Genomic DNA, 18,595 nt, shown 5'->3' on the forward strand with positions numbered 1-18,595 from the left:
GGCCCTCCGGGCCCGTCATGTCCACGACGGAGCGGAACCGAGGAAGGTAACGACATGCCCGACACGCTGGCCGAGACGTTCGAAGCGCAGCGCGACCGCCTGCGCGCGGTGGCCCACCGCGTGCTCGGCTCGGCCGCCGATGCCGAGGACGTGGTCCAGGAGGCGTGGCTGCGCCTCTCCCGCCAGGACGCGGCGGAGATCCACAACCTCGAAGGCTGGCTGACGACGGTGGTCGGCCGGATCAGCCTCGACGTGCTGCGCTCGCGCCGGGCGCGTCCGGAGGCGCCGTACGACGAGGTCGTCGTGGAGGTCGACGACGGTACCGCCGCGCCGGAGGAGGACGTGGCCCTCGCCGACTCGGTCGGGCTCGCGCTGCTCGTGGTCCTGGAGACGCTGGGACCGAGCGAGCGGCTGGCGTTCGTGCTGCACGACCTGTTCGCGGTGCCGTTCGAGGAGATCGGCCGCATCCTCGGCAAGTCCGCCGGCGCGACCAAGATGCTCGCCAGCCGCGCCCGCCGGAAGGTCCGGACCCCGTCACCGCCGGCGGCGGCCGGACGAGAGCAGCGAGAGGTGGTCCAGGCGTTCCTGACGGCGGCCCGCGACGGCGACTTCGAGGAGCTGCTGCGGGTGCTCGACCCGGACGTGCGCCTGACGATCGACACCCCGGACGGCATGGTGGTGGTCCTCGGCGCGACGAACGTCGCGACGGGCGCCCGCTTCGGCGCGGCCAGGGACGGGCGAAGGGTGCTCGTCGGCGGGCTGCCCGGCGTGGTGGCCTGGCGCGAAGACGGCACCCCGCTCTCGGTGGTGGCGTTCACGGTGGCGGACGGCCGCATCGCGAACATCGCGGCGGTGGCCGACCCGGTCAAGCTCGCGTCGATGACCCTGCCGGAGCCCCCGGGAACTGTCGGTCCCTCCCGATAAGCTGGAAACCGGGGGCCGGAGGCACACCCACCGCAGCAGACCGAGCCGGTATCGGCCTCAGTCCGGCCGCTCACCCGCGCAGCAGCTGCCGCCACCCCGGGGCGTCTTGCGCGGCAGCGGCCGCTCGGGCGGGCTCTGCGGCGGCAGCGCCGCGATCATCGTCGTGTCCGCGTCGAGCGGGCCGACCGCGGCCGCACCGCCCGGGGAGCCCAGTGGTGCGTCGCGCCCCGGCAGAACCTCGGTGAAGAACCGGCCGTTGTCCGGGGCGTGCTCCCGCAGGGCGGCCGGGAGTGCTTCCTCGTAGTGGACCGCCCCGACCGGGCAGACCACCTCGCACGCGCCGCACTCCATGCACTCGTCCGGATGGATGTAGAGGCTCCGCGCGCCCTCGTAGATGCAGTCCGTGGGACATTCGGCCACGCACGCGCGGTCCTTCACGTCCACACACGGAAGCCCGATCACATACGCCATGCAGCCAACCTAGCCACCATCGGCTAGTTGCGAATAGCGCAACGCGTTGCGCAGAACCTCACTCATGCGGATCTCGCCATCTCCGCGTGATCCGTGGCAAGCTGCGGGCAGAACCAGCAGCCGGAAGGTGGATTCGCATGCCGTACGAGGTCCAGGGGGTTGTTTCACGGGCGAAGGGCGAGCCGGTCTCGTTGGAGACCGTCCTGGTTCCCGATCCCGGCCCCGGTGAGGCCGTCGTGAACGTCCAGGCCTGCGGGGTCTGCCACACCGACCTGCACTACCGCGAGGGCGGGATCAACGACGAGTTCCCGTTCCTGCTCGGCCACGAGGCCGCCGGTGTCGTCGAGGCCGTCGGCGAGGGCGTCACCGATCTCGAGCCGGGCGACTACGTCGTCCTCAACTGGCGCGCGGTCTGCGGCACCTGCCGGGCCTGCAAGCGCGGCAAGCCGTGGTACTGCTTCTCGACGTTCAACGCCACCAGGCCGATGACCCTCGCCGACGGCACCAAGCTGTCGCCCGCCCTCGGCGTCGGCGCCTTCCTCGAGAAGACGCTCGTCCACAGCGGACAGTGCACCAAGGTGAACCGCGAGGCCGAGCCCGCGGTCGCCGGGCTGCTCGGCTGCGGCGTCATGGCCGGGCTGGGCGCGGCGATCAACACCGGCGCCGTCACCCGCGGCGACTCGGTCGCGGTGATCGGCTGCGGTGGCGTCGGCGACGCGGCCATCGCGGGCGCGAAGCTGGCCGGCGCGACCACGATCGTCGCGATCGACATGGACGACCGGAAGCTGGCGTGGGCCAAGGACTTCGGCGCGACGCACACCGTCAACAGCCGGGGCCTCTCCGAAGAAGCCGTGGTCGAGGCCATGCAGGACGCCACGAATTCCTTCGGCCCGGACGTCGTGATCGACGCCGTCGGCCGTCCGGAGACCTGGCGGCAGGCCTTCTACGGGCGTGACCTCGCCGGCACGGTCGTCCTCGTCGGCGTCCCGACGCCCGACATGCGGCTGAACGACCTGCCGCTGATCGACTTCTTCTCGCGCGGTGGCTCGCTGAAGTCGTCGTGGTACGGCGACTGCCTGCCGAGCCGCGACTTCCCGCTGCTCGTCGACCTCTACCTGCAGGGCCGGCTGCCGCTCGACAAGTTCGTCACCGAGCGGATCGGCGTCGACGGCGTCGAGCAGGCCTTCGAGCGCATGCACCACGGTGACGTCCTGCGCAGCGTGGTGACGTTCTGACTCTCTTCACCGACGCGGACTACCCGGCCGACCCCTACCCGGGGACCCGGCCGGGCTTCTCCTTCGTGCACGCAAACGGCGCCGGGTACCCGCTGGACACGGCCCCGGACGGCTGGCGCGAGCGGCAGGCCGTACTCGCCTACGGCTCCAACGCGAACCCGTCGAAGATCAGCTGGATGCGGGCCGAACTCGGGCTGAAGGGCCCGGTCGTGGTGGCGCACGCGCGCTGCGACGGCCTCGCCGCGGTGTGGGCGTCCGGCCTGCGCTTCCGCGACGGCCAGCGGCCGGCGACGCTGACCGCGCTCCCCGGCGTCGAGGAGCATGCCGTCTGGTTCGTGACCCCGGACCAGCTCAAGGTGCTCGACATCTGCGAAGGCCGCGGCAACCGCTACCACCTCGTCCGGCTCACCGGCCCGGACATCACGCTGGAGGACGGCAGCGCGGTCACCGACGTGCTGGCCTACATCGGCGCGGTGCCGATCCGGTACCCACTGCTGGTCGACGGCAAGCCGGTGCGCACCGCCGACGTCCCGCAGGCGCAGGCCGTGGAGCTGGTGGGCGAACCGGCCGGCAGCCCCGGCGTCGCGTGCACTGTCGTCACGCCGCCGGACGGCCGCACCTTCCCCTAGGTGGCTGGTGTTTTAGGTCGTGAAGGATCAGTGCGTGTCGGTCGCCTTGAGCAGGTGATCAGCCCGGCAGGATGACCGTCGTGGCTTTGGGACGCACACCCCGTCAGACCGACCTGTTGCGCTCGACCGTGGACTACTGCGCGGACCGGGTCGCCGCGGATTCGATCTACGGGATCCTGCACCGGGAGTGCTTCGCGCTGTTCCCGGACGAGATGTTCGCGGACCTGTTCACCGACATCGGGCGTCGGTCGGTGCCGCCGATGATCGTGGCGGTGGTGATGGTCCTGCAACGCGTCGAGGGCCTCTCGGACCGGGAAGCGGTCGACCGGTTCGCGTTCGACGCGCGGTGGAAGTACGCCGCCGGCGGGCTGGATTTCGACTATCCGGGGTTCGTGCACACGGTGTTGGTCGACATGCGCGCCCGGCTGGCCCGCTCGCCGCGGCCGGACCGGATCTTCCAGGTCGTGCTCGATGTCGCCCGTCAGGCGGGTCTGGTCGGGCGGCGGCGGGTGCTGGACTCGACCCCGATCTACGACGCGGTCGCCACGATGGACACCATCACCCTGATCCGCTCGGCGATCCGGGGGCTGCTCGCGGCAGCCGGCGCCGATCTGGCCGCCGTGCTGCGCGGCGCGATCAGGAGTGGGGATGACTACGCCGGCACCGCGAAGCCGCACATCGACTGGGACGACCGGGAGGCCCGGGAGGCGTTGGTCGATTCCCGGGCGCGGGACGGGTTCGCGATGCTGGCGCTGCTGGCGGGCTGCGAACTCGAGCGGGGTGTGGACCAGGCCGCGTGTCTGGTGGCCACGGTGCTGGGCCAGGATCTGACCGACGACGACGGGGTGTTTCGGATCGCCCGGCGGGTCGCCGCGGATCGGGTCATCTCGACGGTGGATCCCCAGGCTCGTCACGGCCACAAGACCAACGCCCGCGGTTTCGATGGCTACAAGGGGCATATCGCGATCGATCCGGACACCGAGGTCATCACCGCCACCGAGGTCACGCCCGGCAACAGCGGTGACGCCGAGGTCGCCGAGGATCTGCTGACCGACATCCTGCCCTCCGAAGCCGAAGCCGAAGCCGAAGCCGAAGCCGAAGCCGAAGCCGAAGCCGAAGCCGAAGTGCCTGTCGAGCCCGCAGAACAGGCGGCGGCCTACGGCGACGCGGCCTACGGAGCCGGGGAACTGCTGGAGCGGCTGGACAACGCCGGTATCCACAATGGACTTAAGGTGCAGCCGCCCGCGGCGGTGAAAGGTCACTTTCCCAAGGATCGCTTCGATATCGACCTCGAAGGTCAGACCGTGACCTGCCCCGCCGGCAACACCGTGCCCATCCGCGCCCGGACCGGCGAGCGTCACACCGGGCAGGCCCTGTTCGGCGCTCTGTGCGCCACCTGCCCGTTGGCCGCGCAGTGCACCACGGCCAAAGACGGCCGCAGGATCACCATCGGCCCCCACGAGAGGACCCTGGTCGCCGCCCGCGAACGCCAACACGACCCCGGCTGGAAGGCCGACTACCGGGCCACCCGCCCGAAAGTGGAACGCAAGATCGGTCACCTGATGCGCCGCCGTCACGGCGGACGCCGTGCTCGTGTCCGAGGACGCGTGAAAGTCGCCGCCGACTTCTCCTTGCTGGCCGCCGCGGTCAACCTCGCGCGGCTCGCCACGCACGGAATCACCCACACGGCAGGGAAATGGGTAGTGGCCACCGCCTGATCCGGGCGTGGGGCGGGCCATCATGGCCCGCAACGGCCGTTACCGAGCCCACACCCAGCCACGACGGCGCCCTGACCTGCCGATCCGCCTCGATCAGAGCAGGCAACCGCAGCGCCCTATTCGACGCCCACAGCCCAGCTCACGCACGTCAAGGCCCGTTCGACACCAGCCACCTAGACCAGCTTGCCCGGGTTGAGGATGCCGGTCGGATCCACCGCGGACTTGGCCGCCCGCAACACCTCGACGCCCAGCGCGCCGATCTCCGCGCTCAGGTACGGCGCGTGGTCGACGCCGACGGCGTGGTGGTGCGAGATCGTGCCGAGCCCGGTGATCGCTTCGCAGGCCGCCGCCTTCGCTCGCTGCCACTGGCCGACCGGGTCGGCCTCGTCGCGGGCCGTCAGCACCGTGAAGTACAGCGACGCCCCCGTCTCGTACGCGTGCGAAATGTGGCACATGACGATCGCCCGGCCCAGCGACGCCGTCAGGGCGGCGCGGACGTCGTCCCGCAGTTCGTCCACATTGGACCAATAGGTCGCCGTCTCCAGCGTCTCGACGCAGACACCCCGGTCCAGCAACGCGTCGCGCTGGCGGGGCCCGGCGAACCGGCCGTGCCGCCACGACTCGCCGAGCGCCTTGCCGACGCGCACCGCGCCCGCCGCCTTCAGCCGCCGCGTTGTCTCGCGGCGCCGAAGCGCCACGTCGTGCGCGGTGCCTTCCCAGCCGACGATGAGGAAACACGGCCGCCGCACCCCGCGCGCAGCGAGGTAGCGGCGCAGCGCCGTCGTCTTGAGCCCCGCGTTCAGCGTCAGCGAGACCTCGGTTTCGTCCCCGTCGGAGAGCCGGGTGACGTCGGCGAGCGCGTGGTGCTGTGCGAGGTCCCGCACGGCCTCGGCACCGGCTGCCCAGCTGGGCAGCGCGTAACCCTCGTAGCGCCGGACCGCCGGGACCGGCCGCACCCGCAGCGCGACTTCGGTGATCACGCCCAGCGTTCCCTCGCTGCCGATCGCGAGCTGGCGCAGGTCCGGCCCGGCCGCGGACGCCGGCGCGACGCCGAGCTTCCACGCGCCGCGCGGCGTCGCCAGCCGCACGCCGGTCACCATGTCCTCGAACCGCCCGTAGCCCGACGACGCCTGGCCGGCCGAGCGCGTCGCCGCGAACCCGCCGATCGTGGCCCGCTCGAACGACTGCGGGACGTGCCCGAGCGTCAGGCCGTGCTCGCCGAGGAGGCGCTCGGCCTCGGGACCACGGACGCCCGCCTGCAGGACGGCGATGCGCGACTCGGCGTCGACCGACACCAGCGCGTCGAGCCGGACGAGGTCGAGCGCGATCACCGACGCCTTCTCCCCGCGCAGCGCCGCGACGCCGCCGACGACCGAAGTGCCGCCGCCGAAGGGCACGACCCCGACGTCGTGCCGGACGCAGACGTCGAGCACCGCCTGGACCTCGTCGGGGCCGGCGGGCAGCACCACCGCGTCGGGAACCGGGAAGTCCGCGGAGGGCGAACGCTGCCGTAAGAGGTCGAGGTAGGACAGTCCGGTCGCCCGCGCCAGCCGTTCCACGTCGTCCACCAGCACGTTCTCCGCACCGACCACTTTTGACAACGCGGCGGCAGCAGATTCGTCCAGTTTCGGTGACGGTATTTCCACCGGCATTCCGGCCGCCGGTGCGGCGCCGGGCGCCACCGGACCGATACGCTGTTCAAGCCAGCTACCCACGCGCGCGGGCAGCTGGGCGGCGTCGGCGGCTTCCGCCGTCCATGACCGTCGGAGGCGGTGGTCAATGAGGACGTTCACGACTACAGTGTGACATATGGACGTGAAACGTCACACTACCCAGACGGCGAGTTCCTCCGCGCTCGCGGACACCCGAAACCGGCAGACGGCCACGCGAGTGGCCGACGACGTGCTGCTCGACGCCGCGCGCTCGTGCGTGCTCGCCGTCGGTGTGCGCCGCACCACACTGGCCGAAATCGCCCGCACCGCCCGGGTCAGCCGGATGACGGTCTACCGCCGCTTCCCGGACGTCCGCAGCGTGCTCGCCGCCCTGATGACCCGCGAGTTCAGCGGGCTGCTGCGCACGGCGAGCGAACGCGGCGCCGAAGCCGCGAACAGCCGCGAACGCCTCGTGCTGATCGCCGCGGCCGGGATCCGCGCGCTGTCGGGCGATCCGCTGTTCCGGACCCTGCTCGACGTCGACCCCGAACTGGTCCTGCCGTACATCGTCGAGCGGCTCGGCGCGACCCAGCAGTTCGCCGAACAGGTGCTGCACCAGCTGCTGACGGCCGGCCACGAGGACGGTTCGATCCGGCGGGCACCGGTCGCCGCGCAGTCGCGGTCGGTGCTGCTGGTGGTCCAGTCGTTCGCGTTCTCGCTGCGGCCGGCGACCGTCGACGTCGACGAGCCGGCGTTGATGGCGGAGTTCACCCACGTGCTCGACGCGGCACTGAAGCCGTGACGTCCGGCTCGCTCAACGCGCGGCGCCGCGAACGTGAGCTCGCGGCGCTGGCGTCGGGCGAGCGGGTCGACATCGTCGTGGTCGGCGGCGGCGTCACCGGCACCGGGATCGCTTTGGACGCGGCGTCGCGCGGGTTGTCGGTGGCGCTCGTCGAAGCGCACGATCTCGCCTTCGGGACGTCACGCTGGTCTTCGAAGCTCGTGCACGGCGGCCTGCGGTACCTGGCACACGGCGAGCTGGGCCTGGCGCACGAAAGCGCCGTGGAGCGCGGCATCCTGATGACGCGCACGGCACCCCACCTCACCCGCGCGATGCCGCAGCTGTTTCCGTTGTACTCCAGCACTTCGCGGGTTCAGGAGGCCGTTGTCGCGGCCGCGTTGCGAGCCGGGGACGGCCTCCGCCGGGCGGCGCGCACGCCGTCGTCGGTGCTGCCGCGGCCGCGCAAGGTCCCGGCGGCCGAGGCCCTGGCGCTGGCCCCCGGGCTTTCCGCACACGGTTTGCGCGGCGCTTTGCTGGCTTACGACGGCGCCTTGGTCGACGACGCCCGGTTGGTGGTTTCACTGGCGCGCACGGCGGCGACGTTCGGCGCCCGCATTCTCACGCGGCTTTCGGCGTCGTCGCTTTCCGCGGACCGGGTCACGGTCCGCGACGGCGTTTCGGGCGGCACACTGGACATCCACGCGCGCCAGGTGATCAACGCGACGGGCGTGTGGGCGGGAACGCTGACCGGCGCGGTGCGGCTGCGGCCGTCACTCGGCTCGCACCTGGTGCTCGCGCCGGGGACGGTACCGATGGGGACGACGTCGGTGAACATCGGCGTGCCCGGCGAGACCAACCGGTTCGTCTTCCTGCTCCCCCAGCCGGACGGCCGGGTCTACCTGGGACTCACGGACGAGCCGATCTCCGGCCCGATCCCCGACGTACCAGTCGTGCCCGAGTCCGATGTGGACTTCCTGCTTTCGCTGGCTTCCTCGGTGCTGGCACGCCCCCTGACCCGCGCGGACGTCGCCGGCTCCTTCGCCGGCCTGCGGCCGCTGGTGGCCGGGGGCGGCCGGTCGGCGGACCTGTCCCGCAAGCACGCGGTCCTGGCCGGCACGGACGGCCTGCTCACGGTGGTCGGCGGCAAGCTGACGACGTACCGCCGGATGGCCGAGGACGCGGTCGACGCGGCCGTGCGACTGGCGGGCCTCTCCGCTTCCCCGTGCCGCACAGCGCGGTTGCCGCTGCTGGGCGCGGGCCCACGACTGTCCCTTGTGGACGCTGCGCCGCGCTTGGTGGCCCGGTACGGCACGGAAGCCCCGCGCGTGGCGGCGCTGGGCGAGCTGGACGCGGAGTTCGCGGCCCCGGTGGCCCCGGGAACGGAGATCACGGCGGCGGAGATCGTCTGGGCGGTCCGGAACGAGGGGGCCCTGGACGTCGAGGACGTACTGGAGCGCCGGACACGCCTCTCGCTGATCCCGGCCGACGCCGCCGCGGCGGCTCCGCGGGTGGCCGAGCTTGTCGACAAGTCGCTTGCCGGCCTCACCTGACCGAAGCAGCCCCTGCCACTCCCAGGCAGGGCCCGGCAAAGTCGTGACCTCGCGGCCGGCCGACGACACGGACGCCATGAACGACTCTTTCATGGCGTCGGACGAGGTGAACGACCCGTTCATGACATCACAACCGCGGCTCCACGAGTGGCCGAGCTTGTCGACAAGTCGCTTGCCGGCCTCACCTGACCGAAAGCAGCCCCCACCACTCCCAGGGGGGCGTGCCCAGGTCCAGTCTATCGGCGCCCACCGACAAACCCGCCGGAAAGCCGCCGCCCCGGGCCGGTTGTCCATATCACCGCGCCCCTGTGGACAAGTCCGCTCGCCGACCAGACCAACCGGGCTTGATGTTCTCTTAAGTTGACGAGCTGTTGGGTTTTTGCAACAGTATGTTCATGAGTCCGGTCAGACGCGGCAAGGAGCTGCCGATCTACAACCGGCTTGCCGTGCTCCGCGCCGAGCGCGGGATGAGCAGGGCCGCGCTCGCGCACGCCGTCGAGGTCAATCCGCAGACCATCGGGGCGCTCGAGCGGGGTGACCACTATCCGAGCCTGGACCTGGCGTTCCGGCTCTGCGCGGTGTTCGATCTGCCGGTCGAAGCAGTGTTCAGCCGCGAACCGTTCACGCCACTGTCCACCCAGGTCTACCGCGAGGGGGGAGCATGACCGAGCAGCAGGGCCGGCTCACGGCCTACTGGGAACGTCAGCTGGACAGGATGGACGCACGGGAGCTGCGGCACGCCAAGCGGCTGCCGGGCTGGCGCACCCGGAAGCGCCGCCGGACGCTGGCCCTTGTCGTGGCGGCCGCCGATGCCGGGTTCATCGTGGCCGCGGCCCTCTTCAAGAGCACGCCGCCCTGGGTGTTCTTCCTGCTTTGGCTGGGCGCGATCGCCGTCGGCGGCATCGGGTTCGTCCTGCTCCGGATCCTGACCGGGCGGATCAGCGGCGGCTTCTCGCGGCTGCTCGACGAGCGGGAACGCGAGTGGCGCCACCGGATCACGTTCATCGGCTACCAGGTGCTCGTGTACCTGATGATCGTCGCGATGTTCTACGCGATGGCGGTCGCGGACCTGCCGGAAGGGGGCTGGCGCGGCGCGATGATGCTGTCCGCGCTGCTGGTCACCGGCAGCACCATGCCGACCATCGTGCTGGGCTGGTCGCTGCCGGACGACGACCCCGAAGACTTCGAGGAGGGGATGGGGAATGCCTGAGGGGACACTGGAGATCGACGGGATCTCCAAGCGCTACGGCGCGAAGGTCGCGCTGGACGGCGTCTCGTTCGACGTCCGCGCCGGGGAGCTGTTCGGCTTCGTCGGCAGCAACGGCGCCGGCAAGACGACCACGATGCGGATCGCGCTGGGGGTGCTGGCCGCCGACGGCGGTGAGGTCCGCTTCGACGGCGCGAAGATCACGCACGAGGCCCGCACGCACATCGGCTACATGCCGGAGGAACGCGGGCTGTACCCGAAGATGAAGGTGCTGGAGCAGCTGGTCTACCTGGCCGAGCTGCACGGGCTGAGCGCGAACGAGGCGCACCGCAACGCGGAGAGCTGGATCGGCAGGCTCGGGCTGGCCGACCGCCGCAAGGACGAGGTGCAGAAGCTCAGCCTAGGCAACCAGCAGCGCGTCCAGCTGGCCGCCGCGCTGGTGCACGACCCGGCTGTGCTGGTGCTCGACGAGCCGTTCTCCGGCCTCGACCCGCTCGCGGTCGACGTCATGAGCGGGGTCCTGCGGGAGAAGGCCGCGGCGGGGGTGCCGGTGGTGTTCTCCAGCCACCAGCTCGACCTTGTCGAGCGGCTGTGCGACCGGGTCGGGATCATCCGCGGCGGCCGGATGGTCGCCGTCGGCACGGTCGCCGAACTGACCGCGGGCGCGAGCAGCAAGCTCGTCGTGACCGCACCGGCGGCGCGCTCCGGCTGGGCCGCGGGCCTGCCCGGCGTGCGGGTGCTGGAGGAGCACGGCGCCACCACCGTGCTCGACCTCGAACCGAGCGCGGACGACCAGGCCGTGCTCGCCACGGCCCTGGCGACCGGGCCCGTCACCGAGTTCAGCCGCCGTCGCCGTTCGCTGACCGAGCTGTTCCGCGACGCCGTCTCCCTGGATGTCGCCGCTGAGAAGGGGGAACCGCGATGAGGACGCTGAGTGCCCGCCGGGCCGTCTGGCTCGTGCTGAAGCGCGAGCTGAACACGCGGCTGCGGACGCGGTCGTTCGTGGTCGGCACTGCGGTCCTGCTGGTGCTGCTGCTGGGGTACGTCTTCTTCCAGACCGCGCTGGCGGGTTCGTCGAACAAGAGCACGGTCGGGCTGACCGGGCAGGCGATCGGGATCGCCCGGCAGCTGCAGACCGAAGCCGCGCTCTCGGGCCGGGAGATCACCACGATCGTCGTCACCGACCCGGCCGAGGGCCGGAAGAAGGTGGCGGACGGCGACTTCGACGCGCTCGTCTCGGGCAGCGCGGCGAAGCTGACCGCCACCTACAAGTCCTCTTTGGACGATCAGCTGCGCCGGGTGCTCGACCAGGTCGCGCAGCAGCAGGTGCTCGACGGCGTGCTGTCGTCCGCGCAGCTCGAGCCCGCCGAGGTGATGGCCAGGGTCACCAGCACCCACGTGCAGGACGACGCGATCACGCCCCAGCCCGCGGACCACACACAGCGGCTGGTCGTCGGCCTGGTCGTGGCGTTCCTGCTGTACATGAGCATCATCACCTACGGGATGATGGTCGCCCAGGGCGTCGTCGAGGAGAAGTCGAGCCGGGTCGTGGAGATCCTGCTCGCCAGCGTGCGGCCGTGGCAGCTGTTGCTGGGCAAGGTGATCGGGCTCGGCCTGGTCGGCCTGACCCAGCTGGTCATCCTCGGCGCGGTCGGGCTGGGGGCCGCGACGGCGACCGGGGTGTTCACCCTGTCCGGCTTCGCCACCGGCGCGGTGCTGTGGGGCCTGCTCTGGTACCTGCTGGGATTCCTGTTGTACGCCACGATCTACGGCGCGCTGGGTTCGCTGGTCTCCCGGCAGGAGGACACGCAGTCGGTGGTCGGGCCGCTCAACATCATCCTGGTCGTCGGGTTCATCGCCGGGTTCAACCTGCTGGTCCAGAACCCGGACGGCTCGGCGACGAAGATCGTCTCGCTGATCCCCCTGCTGTCGCCGATCCTCATGCCGGCCCGCATTTCGACGGGCGCGGCGGCGGGCTGGGAGATCGGGCTGTCGCTGGCGCTGACGGTCACCTGCGTCGCGCTGCTGACCTGGCTGGGCGGCAAGATCTACGGCAACAGCGTCCTGCGCATCGGCAGCCGCATCAAGCTGTCGGAGGCCCTGCGTGGCTGACGTGCGGGCGGCGCTGCCCGGCGATGTGCCCGCCATCAGCAGGTTCGGCGACGTGCACGTCCGGGCGCACTACGCTCCGCTGATCGGCGCGGCCGCCGCGGCCGCGCAGGTCCGCGACTGGTGGAACGAGACGCACCTCGGCGCGGCCGTGGCGGGCGGGCTGGTGGTGGTCGCCGAGGACGCCGGCGAGCTCGTCGGCGTCGGGCAACGCGGCCGCAGCGCTCCCGATCACGTGGTCTACAAGCTCTACGTCCACCCCGGGCAGCGCGGCCGGGGGCTCGGCCCGCGACTGCTCGACGCTCTCGTCGAGCAGCTGCCCGCCGACGCCGGACGGCTGTACATCGAACACTTCGCGGCCAACGAGCGGGCCGGCGCGTTCTACGAGCGCGAGGGCTTCACCGTGGACCGGATCGAGCCGAGTGCCACCGGCGACCCCGCGCTCGCCGTCGTGTGGCGCGTCCGCCCGCTCACGACGTGATCCTGCCGTACCGCTCCAAGGACACCCGGCGCTCGTGGGCGTGGTCGACCATCGGCGCCGGGTAATCCGTTCCCGCAGCGGAACGCAGTTCCGGGACGTACTTGCGGACGTAGTCGCCGTCCGGGTCGAACTTCTTCCCCTGGGTGGCCGGGTTGAAGATCCGGAAGTACGGCGCCGCGTCGGTGCCACACCCGGCGACCCACTGCCAGTTCAGCTGGTTCGACGCGAGGTCGCCGTCCACGAGGTGCTTCATGAAGTGCCGGGCGCCCCACTGCCACGGCAGGTGCAGGTCCTTCACCAGGAAGCTCGCGACGATCATCCGCACCCGGTTGTGCATCCAGCCTTCGGCCAGCAGCTGCCGCATCCCGGCGTCGACGATCGGAAAGCCGGTCCGGCCCGCGCACCACCGCTCGAACGCTTCGTGGTCGTCGTCGTACTCCATCCCGTCGAAACGGCGGTCGTAGTTCTCGCGTGCGGTTTCCGGCCGGTGCCACAGGACGTCGGCGTGGAACTCGCGCCAGCACAGCTCGCTCCGCAGCGACTTCGCTCCCGCACCGTCGCCGAGGTCCGCCAGCAGGGTCCGCGGGTGCACGCATCCCCAGCGCAGGTACGGCGAAAGCCGCGTGGTGCCGGAGAGATCCGGCCGGTCGCGGTCGGTGTCGTAGGTTTCGACGCCGCCGTCGAGGAAGGCGTGCCACGCGTCCAGCGCGGCCCGCTCGCCCGGCTCGGGCAATTCGGCGTCGGCACGAGGCGGGCGCGGAATTTTCAGCGAGCGCGGTGGCTCCACCCAGTCCACAAGGGACGGTCCGGTATCGGCGGGAGCGCGCCACCCGTGTGCCGTCCAAGCGCGATAAAACGGCGTGAAAACGCGATACGGGTCGCCGTCCGGCTTGGTGACGCGCCCGGGTGTCACGGCGTACGGTGAGCCCGTCTCGACCCAGTCGATATTGTTGTCCGCCAACGCCTTCGCCACGGAGGCGTCCCGGCGGCGGCCGTACGGTCCACAGTCCGTGCTCACGTGCACCGCCGCCGCCCCCACCGAACGCGCCACCCGGACCACCTCGACCGCCGGTTCGCCGCGCACCAGCATCAGCCGGCCGCCGAGCTGTTCGTCCAGCTTCTCCAGGCAGCCGTAGAGGAACGCCTCCCGCGGAGCACCGCCCGGCTTCAGCAGCTTCTCGTCGAGGACGTACAGCGCGAGGACGTGCTTGCTGTGGCGTGACGCCTCCAGCAGCGCGGCGTGGTCACCGAGCCGCAGGTCGCGGCGGAACCACAGGACAACCGGCGCTTCTCTGGTCACGCCGGAACGATAAACGCCCCGCCGTGCAGGTGCACGACGGGGCGTTTACGTCAGTCAGGCTCAGCGCTCCGACATCGGGGTGTAGTCCCGCGACGCGTGGCCGGTGTAGATCTGCCGCGGGCGGCCGATCTTGGTGGCCGGGTCGTTGATCATCTCGCGCCAGTGCGCGATCCAGCCCGGGAGCCGGCCCAGCGCGAACAGCACCGTGAAGAACTTCGTCGGGAAGCCCAGCGCCCGGTAGATCAGGCCGGTGTAGAAGTCCACGTTCGGGTACAGCTTCCGCTCGATGAAGTAATCGTCGGAAAGCGCCGTCTCTTCGAGCTTCTTGGCGATGTCGAGCAGCTGGTCGCCGCCCTTCAGCTTGCCGAGGATCTCGTCCGCGGTGTTCTTGATGATCTTCGCGCGCGGGTCGTAGTTCTTGTAGACCCGGTGCCCGAAGCCCATCAGCTTCACGCCCTTTTCCTTGTTCTTCACCCGCTCCACGAACTTGGCGACATCGCCGCCGTCGCGCTGGATGCCCTCGAGCATGTCGAGCACCGCGGAGTTCGCGCCGCCGTGCAGCGGGCCGAACAGGGCGTTGATGCCGGCGGAGATCGAAGCGAACAGGTTCGCCTCCGACGAGCCGACCAGGCGCACGGTCGAGGTCGAGCAGTTCTGCTCGTGGTCGGCGTGCAGGATGAACAGCAGGTCGAGGGCCTTGGCGGCCTCCGGGTCGACCTCGTACGGCTCGGCCGGGAAGCCGAACGTCATCCGCAGGAAGTTCTCGACCAGGCCCAGCGAGTTGTCCGGGTACAGCAGCGGCTGGCCGACGGACTTCTTGTACGCGTACGCGGCCAGGGTCGGCAGCTTGGCGAGCAGCCGGACCGTGGACAGCTCGACGTTCGGCTCGTCGAACGGGTTCAGCGAGTCCTGGTAGAAGGTCGACAGCGCCGAAACGGCGCTCGACAGGACCGGCATCGGGTGGGCGTCACGCGGGAAGCCGCTGAAGAACGCCTTCAGATCCTCGTGGAGCAGCGTGTGCCGCTGGATCTTCTCGGTGAAGTCGGCCAGCTGGGCCTGGGTCGGCAGCTCGCCGTAGATCAGCAGGTAGGAGACCTCGATGAAGGTCGACTTCTCGGCCAGCTGCTCGATCGGGTACCCGCGGTAGCGGAGGATCCCGGCGTCACCGTCGATGTAGGCGATGGCCGACGACGCGGCACCGGTGTTGACGAAGCCGGGGTCGTAGGTGATGTACCCCGTCTGCGCCAGCAGCTTCCCCAGCTCGATCCCGGGCGCGCCCTCGACCGGGTGGACGATCTTGAACTCGTGCTCGCCACTCGGCAGGGTCAGCTTCGCGGTTTCGCCGTACGCCTGCCCCGCAGTCGTCGCGTCGGACATGCAAGTCCCTCTCACGTTTGGGCACGGGCCGGCGGCGCCTGTACGTTTCACAGGTAGCCACGTGTTCACGCGAGGAAACACTGGCGCCTCGCTGCACACCGCCCCGCTGGGGTATGAAGAATGCCCCTCTACGCTAGTCGAGAAACCCGTCACCGCGCAGCGGTGACGTTGTGCCGAAGGCCCGCTTTGGGACCAGGTTCACACGGCCGACGCCATGTCGGCGGACGTGGGCGGCTCGGCGCCGCTGCGGGACACCGTGATGGACGCCGCTTTGGCCGCGAAGGCGAGGGCCTCCCGCCACGCGCCGGCGTCGAGAGATGCCAGGTCGGCGACGTCGTGGGTGTGCAGCCAGGCCAGCAGGGCGCCCTGGACGGTGTCGCCCGCGCCGATGGTGTCCACGACGGTGACTTTTCGCGACGGGACGTGGGCCAGCTCACCTGCGGCGGTGATCACGGCGAGCCCGTCGGCGCCCCGGGTGAGCACCACGGCGTCCACACCGGACTCGATCCACGTCTTCGCGGCGGCGACCGGGTCGGCGCCGTCGGTGAGCCACGCGGCGTCGTCGTCGGAGATCTTCAGCAGCCGGACGTCCGGCAGCCAGGACGCGAACCGGGCGCGGTAGGCGGCCGGGTCGGTGATGAGGGCCTCGCGGATGTTGGGGTCGAGGACGGTCAGCACGCCACGAGCGGCTTCGCGGCGAAGCATCGTCTCGTACGCCGAGGCGCCGGGCTCGAGGACCATGCCGAGGGTGCCGAGTGAGAGCGCGGTCACCTTTTCGGGCAGCGGCCCGGGGTCGGCGACGAGCCGGTCGGCGGTGCCCTCGACGTAGAACGAGTAGCGCGCGGCGCCCTTCGCGTCCAGCGCCACGACGGCGAGGGTCGTCGGCTCGTCACCCCGTTGCAGCAGCGAGGTGTCGACGGCGGAGGCGTGCAGGCGCTCGATCATCGCGTCGCCGAAGCGATCGGTGGACACGCGCGAGAGGAACGCCGCCGGCACGCCGAGCCGGCCGGCGGCCAGCGCGACGTTGTACGGCCCGCCGCCGAGCCGCGGCAGCAGCGCGCGCAGTCCACCGTCCACAGTGGAATCCAAGGGGTCGCCGGGAACCAGGTCGACCAGAGCTTCTCCGCCTACGACGATCACGCGGGGAAGTTTAATTCACCGCAGGGTGACAATTCCTGTCCGCTATTTGTTCAGGCCGCCGAGGAGCAGTTCGCCCAAAGCGGTGAACGCCTCGGCGTCGGACACGTCCGTCCGCCGGCCGAGCACCCCGGTCTGGATGCCTTCGATGATCAGCCCGGTCATCTCGGCCACGAGCCGGGCGTGGACGTCCCGGAAGACGCCGTCGGCGACACCCCGGTCGATGAACTGCCGGAGCCGTGTGGCGGCGAACCGGCTGTTGAGCTGGTAGGCCTCGCGGGCCGGGCCGAACTCGGCGAGGTCCCGCATGAACGACGGCGACGCCCGGTTCAGGTGCTCGGCGACGCCCGCCAGGTACTCGCCGATGAGCTTGCGGGCGTCGTCGATCCCGGCGATGCGCTCCTCGATCCGCTCCGCGGCGCCCCGGAAGAACTGGGTGACGACCTTGACGGCGAGCTGCTCCTTGCTGGGCGCGAGCGCGTAGAGCGTCGACTTCGAGCAGCGCAGGCGGCCGGCCAGGTCGTCGAGAGTGAAGGCGGCGAAGCCCTCGGCGAGGAAGAGCGCCTCGAGGTCGGCGAGCAGGGCACGCTGACGGGCGGTCGGCCGTCGGCGGGGTTCGGGGCGCATCGGCTCACTATCTCCTACGTCTTCCGGCCAGCCCAGGCTCGTCATACTGTACTCTGAACAGACCCACAGTACTGTTTTCAGTACGGTTTTGGAGGACACCGATGCCCGCCGAACGACTGCTGCCATCCTCGGAAGCCGAGGAACTGGTCGCGCTGACCAGGGAAATCGCGCGCGACGAGCTGGCCCCGCGGGCGGCGGCGGCCGAGGAGGCCGAGCAGTTCCCCCGCGAGCAGTTCCGCCTGCTCGGCAAGTCCGGGCTGCTGGGCCTGCCGTACTCGGAGCGCTGGGGCGGCGGCGACCTGCCGTACGAGGTCTACCTGCAGGTCCTGGAGGAGATCGCGGCGGCGTGGATGACGGTCGGTGTCGGGCTGTCGGTGCACACGATGTCCTGCTACGCGCTGGCGGAGTACGGCACCGACGAGCAGCGCGACCGCTGGCTGCCGGAAATGCTCGAAGGCTCGCTCCTGGGCGCGTATGCGCTGTCGGAGACACAGGCGGGCTCGGACGCGGCGGCGCTCACGACGCGCGCGCGTCTCGACGGCTCGGACTACGTCGTGAAGGGCACGAAGGCGTGGATCACGCACGCGGGAGTGGCGGACTTCTACACGACGATGGTCCGCACGGGCGCTTCGGAGATCTCGTGTCTGCTGGTTCCTAGTGAGACTCCGGGCCTCTCGGCGGCGCCGCGGGAGCGGAAGATGGGCCTCACGGGCTCCCCGACGGCCCAGATGATCTTCGACGACGCTCGCGTACCCGCTTCACGCCTCCTCGGCGCCCCGGGCGACGGGCTGCGGATCGCACTGTCGTCGTTGAGCTCGGGCCGGTTGGGCATCGCGGCGTGCGCGGTGGGCCTGGCGCAGGCGGCGCTGGACGAAGCGGTGGCGTACGCGAAGGGCCGTTCGCAGTTCGGCCGCCCGATCATCGAATTCCAGGGGATCGAGTTCATGCTGGCGGACATGGCGGCGACGGTCGAGGCGTCCCGCGCGCTGTACCTGGACGCGGCCCGGCGGCGTGACCGCGGAATGCCGTTCAAGCGGCAGGCGTCGATCGCGAAGCTGGTGGCGACGGACGGCGCGATGAAGGTGACGACGGACGCGGTCCAGGTCCTCGGCGGCGCCGGGTACACGCGGGACTTCCCGGTGGAGCGGTACATGCGGGAGGCGAAGGTGCCGCAGATCTTCGAAGGCACGAACCAGATCCAGCGGGTCGTCATCGCCCGGGAGCTGAAGAACGCCTGACCCCGGCGTGCCGGAATCCGGATCCGGCGTGATCAGGACCGGAACTGGCGTGATTGGAGCCGGAACTCGCGAGTTCCGGCTCCAATCACGCGAGTTCCGGCTTCGATCACGCGAGTTCCGGGTTTCCGGCCTGACTTGCCCGTGATACAGACGGACGGC

General features: G+C 70.8%; 17 protein-coding genes and 1 pseudogene. 12 read left to right on the forward strand and 6 right to left on the reverse strand.

The window, feature by feature from the left end; all coding sequences use genetic code 11:
* The first annotated feature begins 54 nt into the window (after positions 1–54).
* Positions 55–924 carry a sigma-70 family RNA polymerase sigma factor gene (locus tag A3CE_RS0118510; protein ID WP_020641598.1) on the forward strand — a complete coding sequence of 290 codons (870 nt, stop codon included), beginning with the start codon at positions 55–57 and terminating at the stop codon, positions 922–924.
* Between the two features lie 135 nt (positions 925–1,059).
* On the opposite strand, the pseudogene fdxA reads toward A3CE_RS0118510, so the two are convergent.
* Positions 1,060–1,395, reverse strand: a pseudogene (gene fdxA / locus A3CE_RS0118515) (ferredoxin); the annotation flags it as partial.
* A 137-nt stretch (positions 1,396–1,532) separates the two neighbouring features.
* Here fdxA and A3CE_RS0118520 point away from each other — a divergent pair.
* From A3CE_RS0118520 to A3CE_RS0118530, 3 genes are all read left to right on the forward strand, one after another.
* Positions 1,533–2,630, forward strand: a complete 1,098-nt coding sequence (locus A3CE_RS0118520) for an S-(hydroxymethyl)mycothiol dehydrogenase (RefSeq protein ID WP_020641600.1) — start codon at positions 1,533–1,535, stop codon at positions 2,628–2,630.
* A gap of 65 nt (positions 2,631–2,695) precedes the next feature.
* Positions 2,696–3,259, forward strand: coding sequence for a gamma-glutamylcyclotransferase family protein (locus tag A3CE_RS0118525; RefSeq protein WP_020641601.1), 564 nt, complete (start codon positions 2,696–2,698; stop codon positions 3,257–3,259).
* A gap of 80 nt (positions 3,260–3,339) precedes the next feature.
* On the forward strand, positions 3,340–4,977 hold the full coding sequence (locus tag A3CE_RS0118530) for an IS1182 family transposase (protein ID WP_211231843.1): 1,638 nt from the start codon (positions 3,340–3,342) through the stop codon (positions 4,975–4,977).
* Between the two features lie 173 nt (positions 4,978–5,150).
* On the opposite strand, the gene A3CE_RS0118535 is transcribed toward A3CE_RS0118530, so the two are convergent.
* The gene (locus A3CE_RS0118535) at positions 5,151–6,770 is read right to left on the reverse strand and encodes an FAD-binding oxidoreductase (protein WP_245589548.1); all 1,620 of its coding nucleotides are present in this window, start codon (positions 6,768–6,770) and stop codon (positions 5,151–5,153) included.
* 97 nt (positions 6,771–6,867) lie between these two features.
* Between A3CE_RS0118535 and A3CE_RS0118540 the strand changes: the two genes are divergently transcribed.
* The 7 genes from A3CE_RS0118540 (at position 6,868) to A3CE_RS0118570 (ending at position 12,757) form a co-directional block, all read left to right on the forward strand.
* Complete coding sequence (locus A3CE_RS0118540; RefSeq protein WP_020641603.1) at positions 6,868–7,431, forward strand: TetR/AcrR family transcriptional regulator; 564 nt, start codon at positions 6,868–6,870, stop codon at positions 7,429–7,431.
* Positions 7,428–8,960: a glycerol-3-phosphate dehydrogenase/oxidase gene (locus tag A3CE_RS0118545; RefSeq protein WP_020641604.1), complete on the forward strand. Its 1,533-nt coding sequence runs from the start codon at positions 7,428–7,430 to the stop codon at positions 8,958–8,960. Before A3CE_RS0118540 ends, A3CE_RS0118545 begins: the two co-directional genes overlap by 4 nt.
* 395 nt (positions 8,961–9,355) lie before the next feature.
* Complete coding sequence (locus tag A3CE_RS0118550; protein WP_026468628.1) at positions 9,356–9,625, forward strand: helix-turn-helix transcriptional regulator; 270 nt, start codon at positions 9,356–9,358, stop codon at positions 9,623–9,625.
* Positions 9,622–10,170: a hypothetical protein gene (locus A3CE_RS0118555; RefSeq protein ID WP_020641606.1), complete on the forward strand. Its 549-nt coding sequence runs from the start codon at positions 9,622–9,624 to the stop codon at positions 10,168–10,170. Before A3CE_RS0118550 ends, A3CE_RS0118555 begins: the two co-directional genes overlap by 4 nt.
* Positions 10,163–11,092 (forward strand): ABC transporter ATP-binding protein, encoded by a 930-nt coding sequence (locus tag A3CE_RS0118560; RefSeq protein WP_020641607.1) that lies wholly within the window; start codon positions 10,163–10,165, stop codon positions 11,090–11,092. Before A3CE_RS0118555 ends, A3CE_RS0118560 begins: the two co-directional genes overlap by 8 nt.
* Positions 11,089–12,279 carry an ABC transporter permease gene (locus A3CE_RS0118565; RefSeq protein WP_020641608.1) on the forward strand — a complete coding sequence of 397 codons (1,191 nt, stop codon included), beginning with the start codon at positions 11,089–11,091 and terminating at the stop codon, positions 12,277–12,279. Before A3CE_RS0118560 ends, A3CE_RS0118565 begins: the two co-directional genes overlap by 4 nt.
* Positions 12,272–12,757, forward strand: coding sequence for a GNAT family N-acetyltransferase (locus A3CE_RS0118570; protein WP_020641609.1), 486 nt, complete (start codon positions 12,272–12,274; stop codon positions 12,755–12,757). The genes A3CE_RS0118565 and A3CE_RS0118570 overlap by 8 nt, the downstream gene beginning before the upstream one ends.
* On the opposite strand, the gene A3CE_RS0118575 is transcribed toward A3CE_RS0118570, so the two are convergent.
* The 4 genes from A3CE_RS0118575 to A3CE_RS0118590 all read right to left on the reverse strand — a co-directional run bounded on the left by A3CE_RS0118575 (position 12,747) and on the right by A3CE_RS0118590 (position 17,198).
* Complete coding sequence (locus A3CE_RS0118575; RefSeq protein ID WP_020641610.1) at positions 12,747–14,057, reverse strand: cryptochrome/photolyase family protein; 1,311 nt, start codon at positions 14,055–14,057, stop codon at positions 12,747–12,749. The genes A3CE_RS0118570 and A3CE_RS0118575 overlap by 11 nt on opposite strands.
* Positions 14,058–14,117: 60 nt before the next feature.
* Positions 14,118–15,434 carry a citrate synthase gene (locus A3CE_RS0118580; protein WP_020641611.1) on the reverse strand — a complete coding sequence of 439 codons (1,317 nt, stop codon included), beginning with the start codon at positions 15,432–15,434 and terminating at the stop codon, positions 14,118–14,120.
* 198 nt (positions 15,435–15,632) lie between these two features.
* Entirely contained in the window at positions 15,633–16,574 is a 942-nt protein-coding gene (locus A3CE_RS0118585; RefSeq protein WP_020641612.1) for a carbohydrate kinase family protein, read from the reverse strand.
* A gap of 42 nt (positions 16,575–16,616) precedes the next feature.
* On the reverse strand, positions 16,617–17,198 hold the full coding sequence (locus A3CE_RS0118590; protein ID WP_020641613.1) for a TetR/AcrR family transcriptional regulator: 582 nt from the start codon (positions 17,196–17,198) through the stop codon (positions 16,617–16,619).
* A 101-nt stretch (positions 17,199–17,299) separates the two neighbouring features.
* On the opposite strand from A3CE_RS0118590, the gene A3CE_RS0118595 reads away from it, so the two are divergent.
* Positions 17,300–18,436, forward strand: a complete 1,137-nt coding sequence (locus tag A3CE_RS0118595; RefSeq protein WP_020641614.1) for an acyl-CoA dehydrogenase family protein — start codon at positions 17,300–17,302, stop codon at positions 18,434–18,436.
* The last annotated feature ends 159 nt before the right edge of the window (positions 18,437–18,595 follow it).

The sequence above is a fragment of the Amycolatopsis balhimycina FH 1894 genome, assembly GCF_000384295.1.
Classification (GTDB): domain Bacteria; phylum Actinomycetota; class Actinomycetes; order Mycobacteriales; family Pseudonocardiaceae; genus Amycolatopsis; species Amycolatopsis balhimycina.

Excerpts from the sequence above, each read along its gene's own strand:
- A3CE_RS0118595 (WP_020641614.1), top strand. The coding sequence starts at position 17,300 with ATGCCCGCCGAACGACTGCTGCCATCCTCGGAAGCCGAGGAACTGGTC.
- A3CE_RS0118520 (WP_020641600.1), top strand. The coding sequence starts at position 1,533 with ATGCCGTACGAGGTCCAGGGGGTTGTTTCACGGGCGAAGGGCGAGCCG.
- A3CE_RS0118590 (WP_020641613.1), bottom strand. The coding sequence starts at position 17,198 with ATGCGCCCCGAACCCCGCCGACGGCCGACCGCCCGTCAGCGTGCCCTG.
- A3CE_RS0118580 (WP_020641611.1), bottom strand. The coding sequence starts at position 15,434 with ATGTCCGACGCGACGACTGCGGGGCAGGCGTACGGCGAAACCGCGAAG.
- A3CE_RS0118550 (WP_026468628.1), top strand. The coding sequence starts at position 9,356 with ATGAGTCCGGTCAGACGCGGCAAGGAGCTGCCGATCTACAACCGGCTT.
- A3CE_RS0118510 (WP_020641598.1), top strand. The coding sequence starts at position 55 with ATGCCCGACACGCTGGCCGAGACGTTCGAAGCGCAGCGCGACCGCCTG.
- A3CE_RS0118555 (WP_020641606.1), top strand. The coding sequence starts at position 9,622 with ATGACCGAGCAGCAGGGCCGGCTCACGGCCTACTGGGAACGTCAGCTG.
- A3CE_RS0118565 (WP_020641608.1), top strand. The coding sequence starts at position 11,089 with ATGAGGACGCTGAGTGCCCGCCGGGCCGTCTGGCTCGTGCTGAAGCGC.
- A3CE_RS0118560 (WP_020641607.1), top strand. The coding sequence starts at position 10,163 with ATGCCTGAGGGGACACTGGAGATCGACGGGATCTCCAAGCGCTACGGC.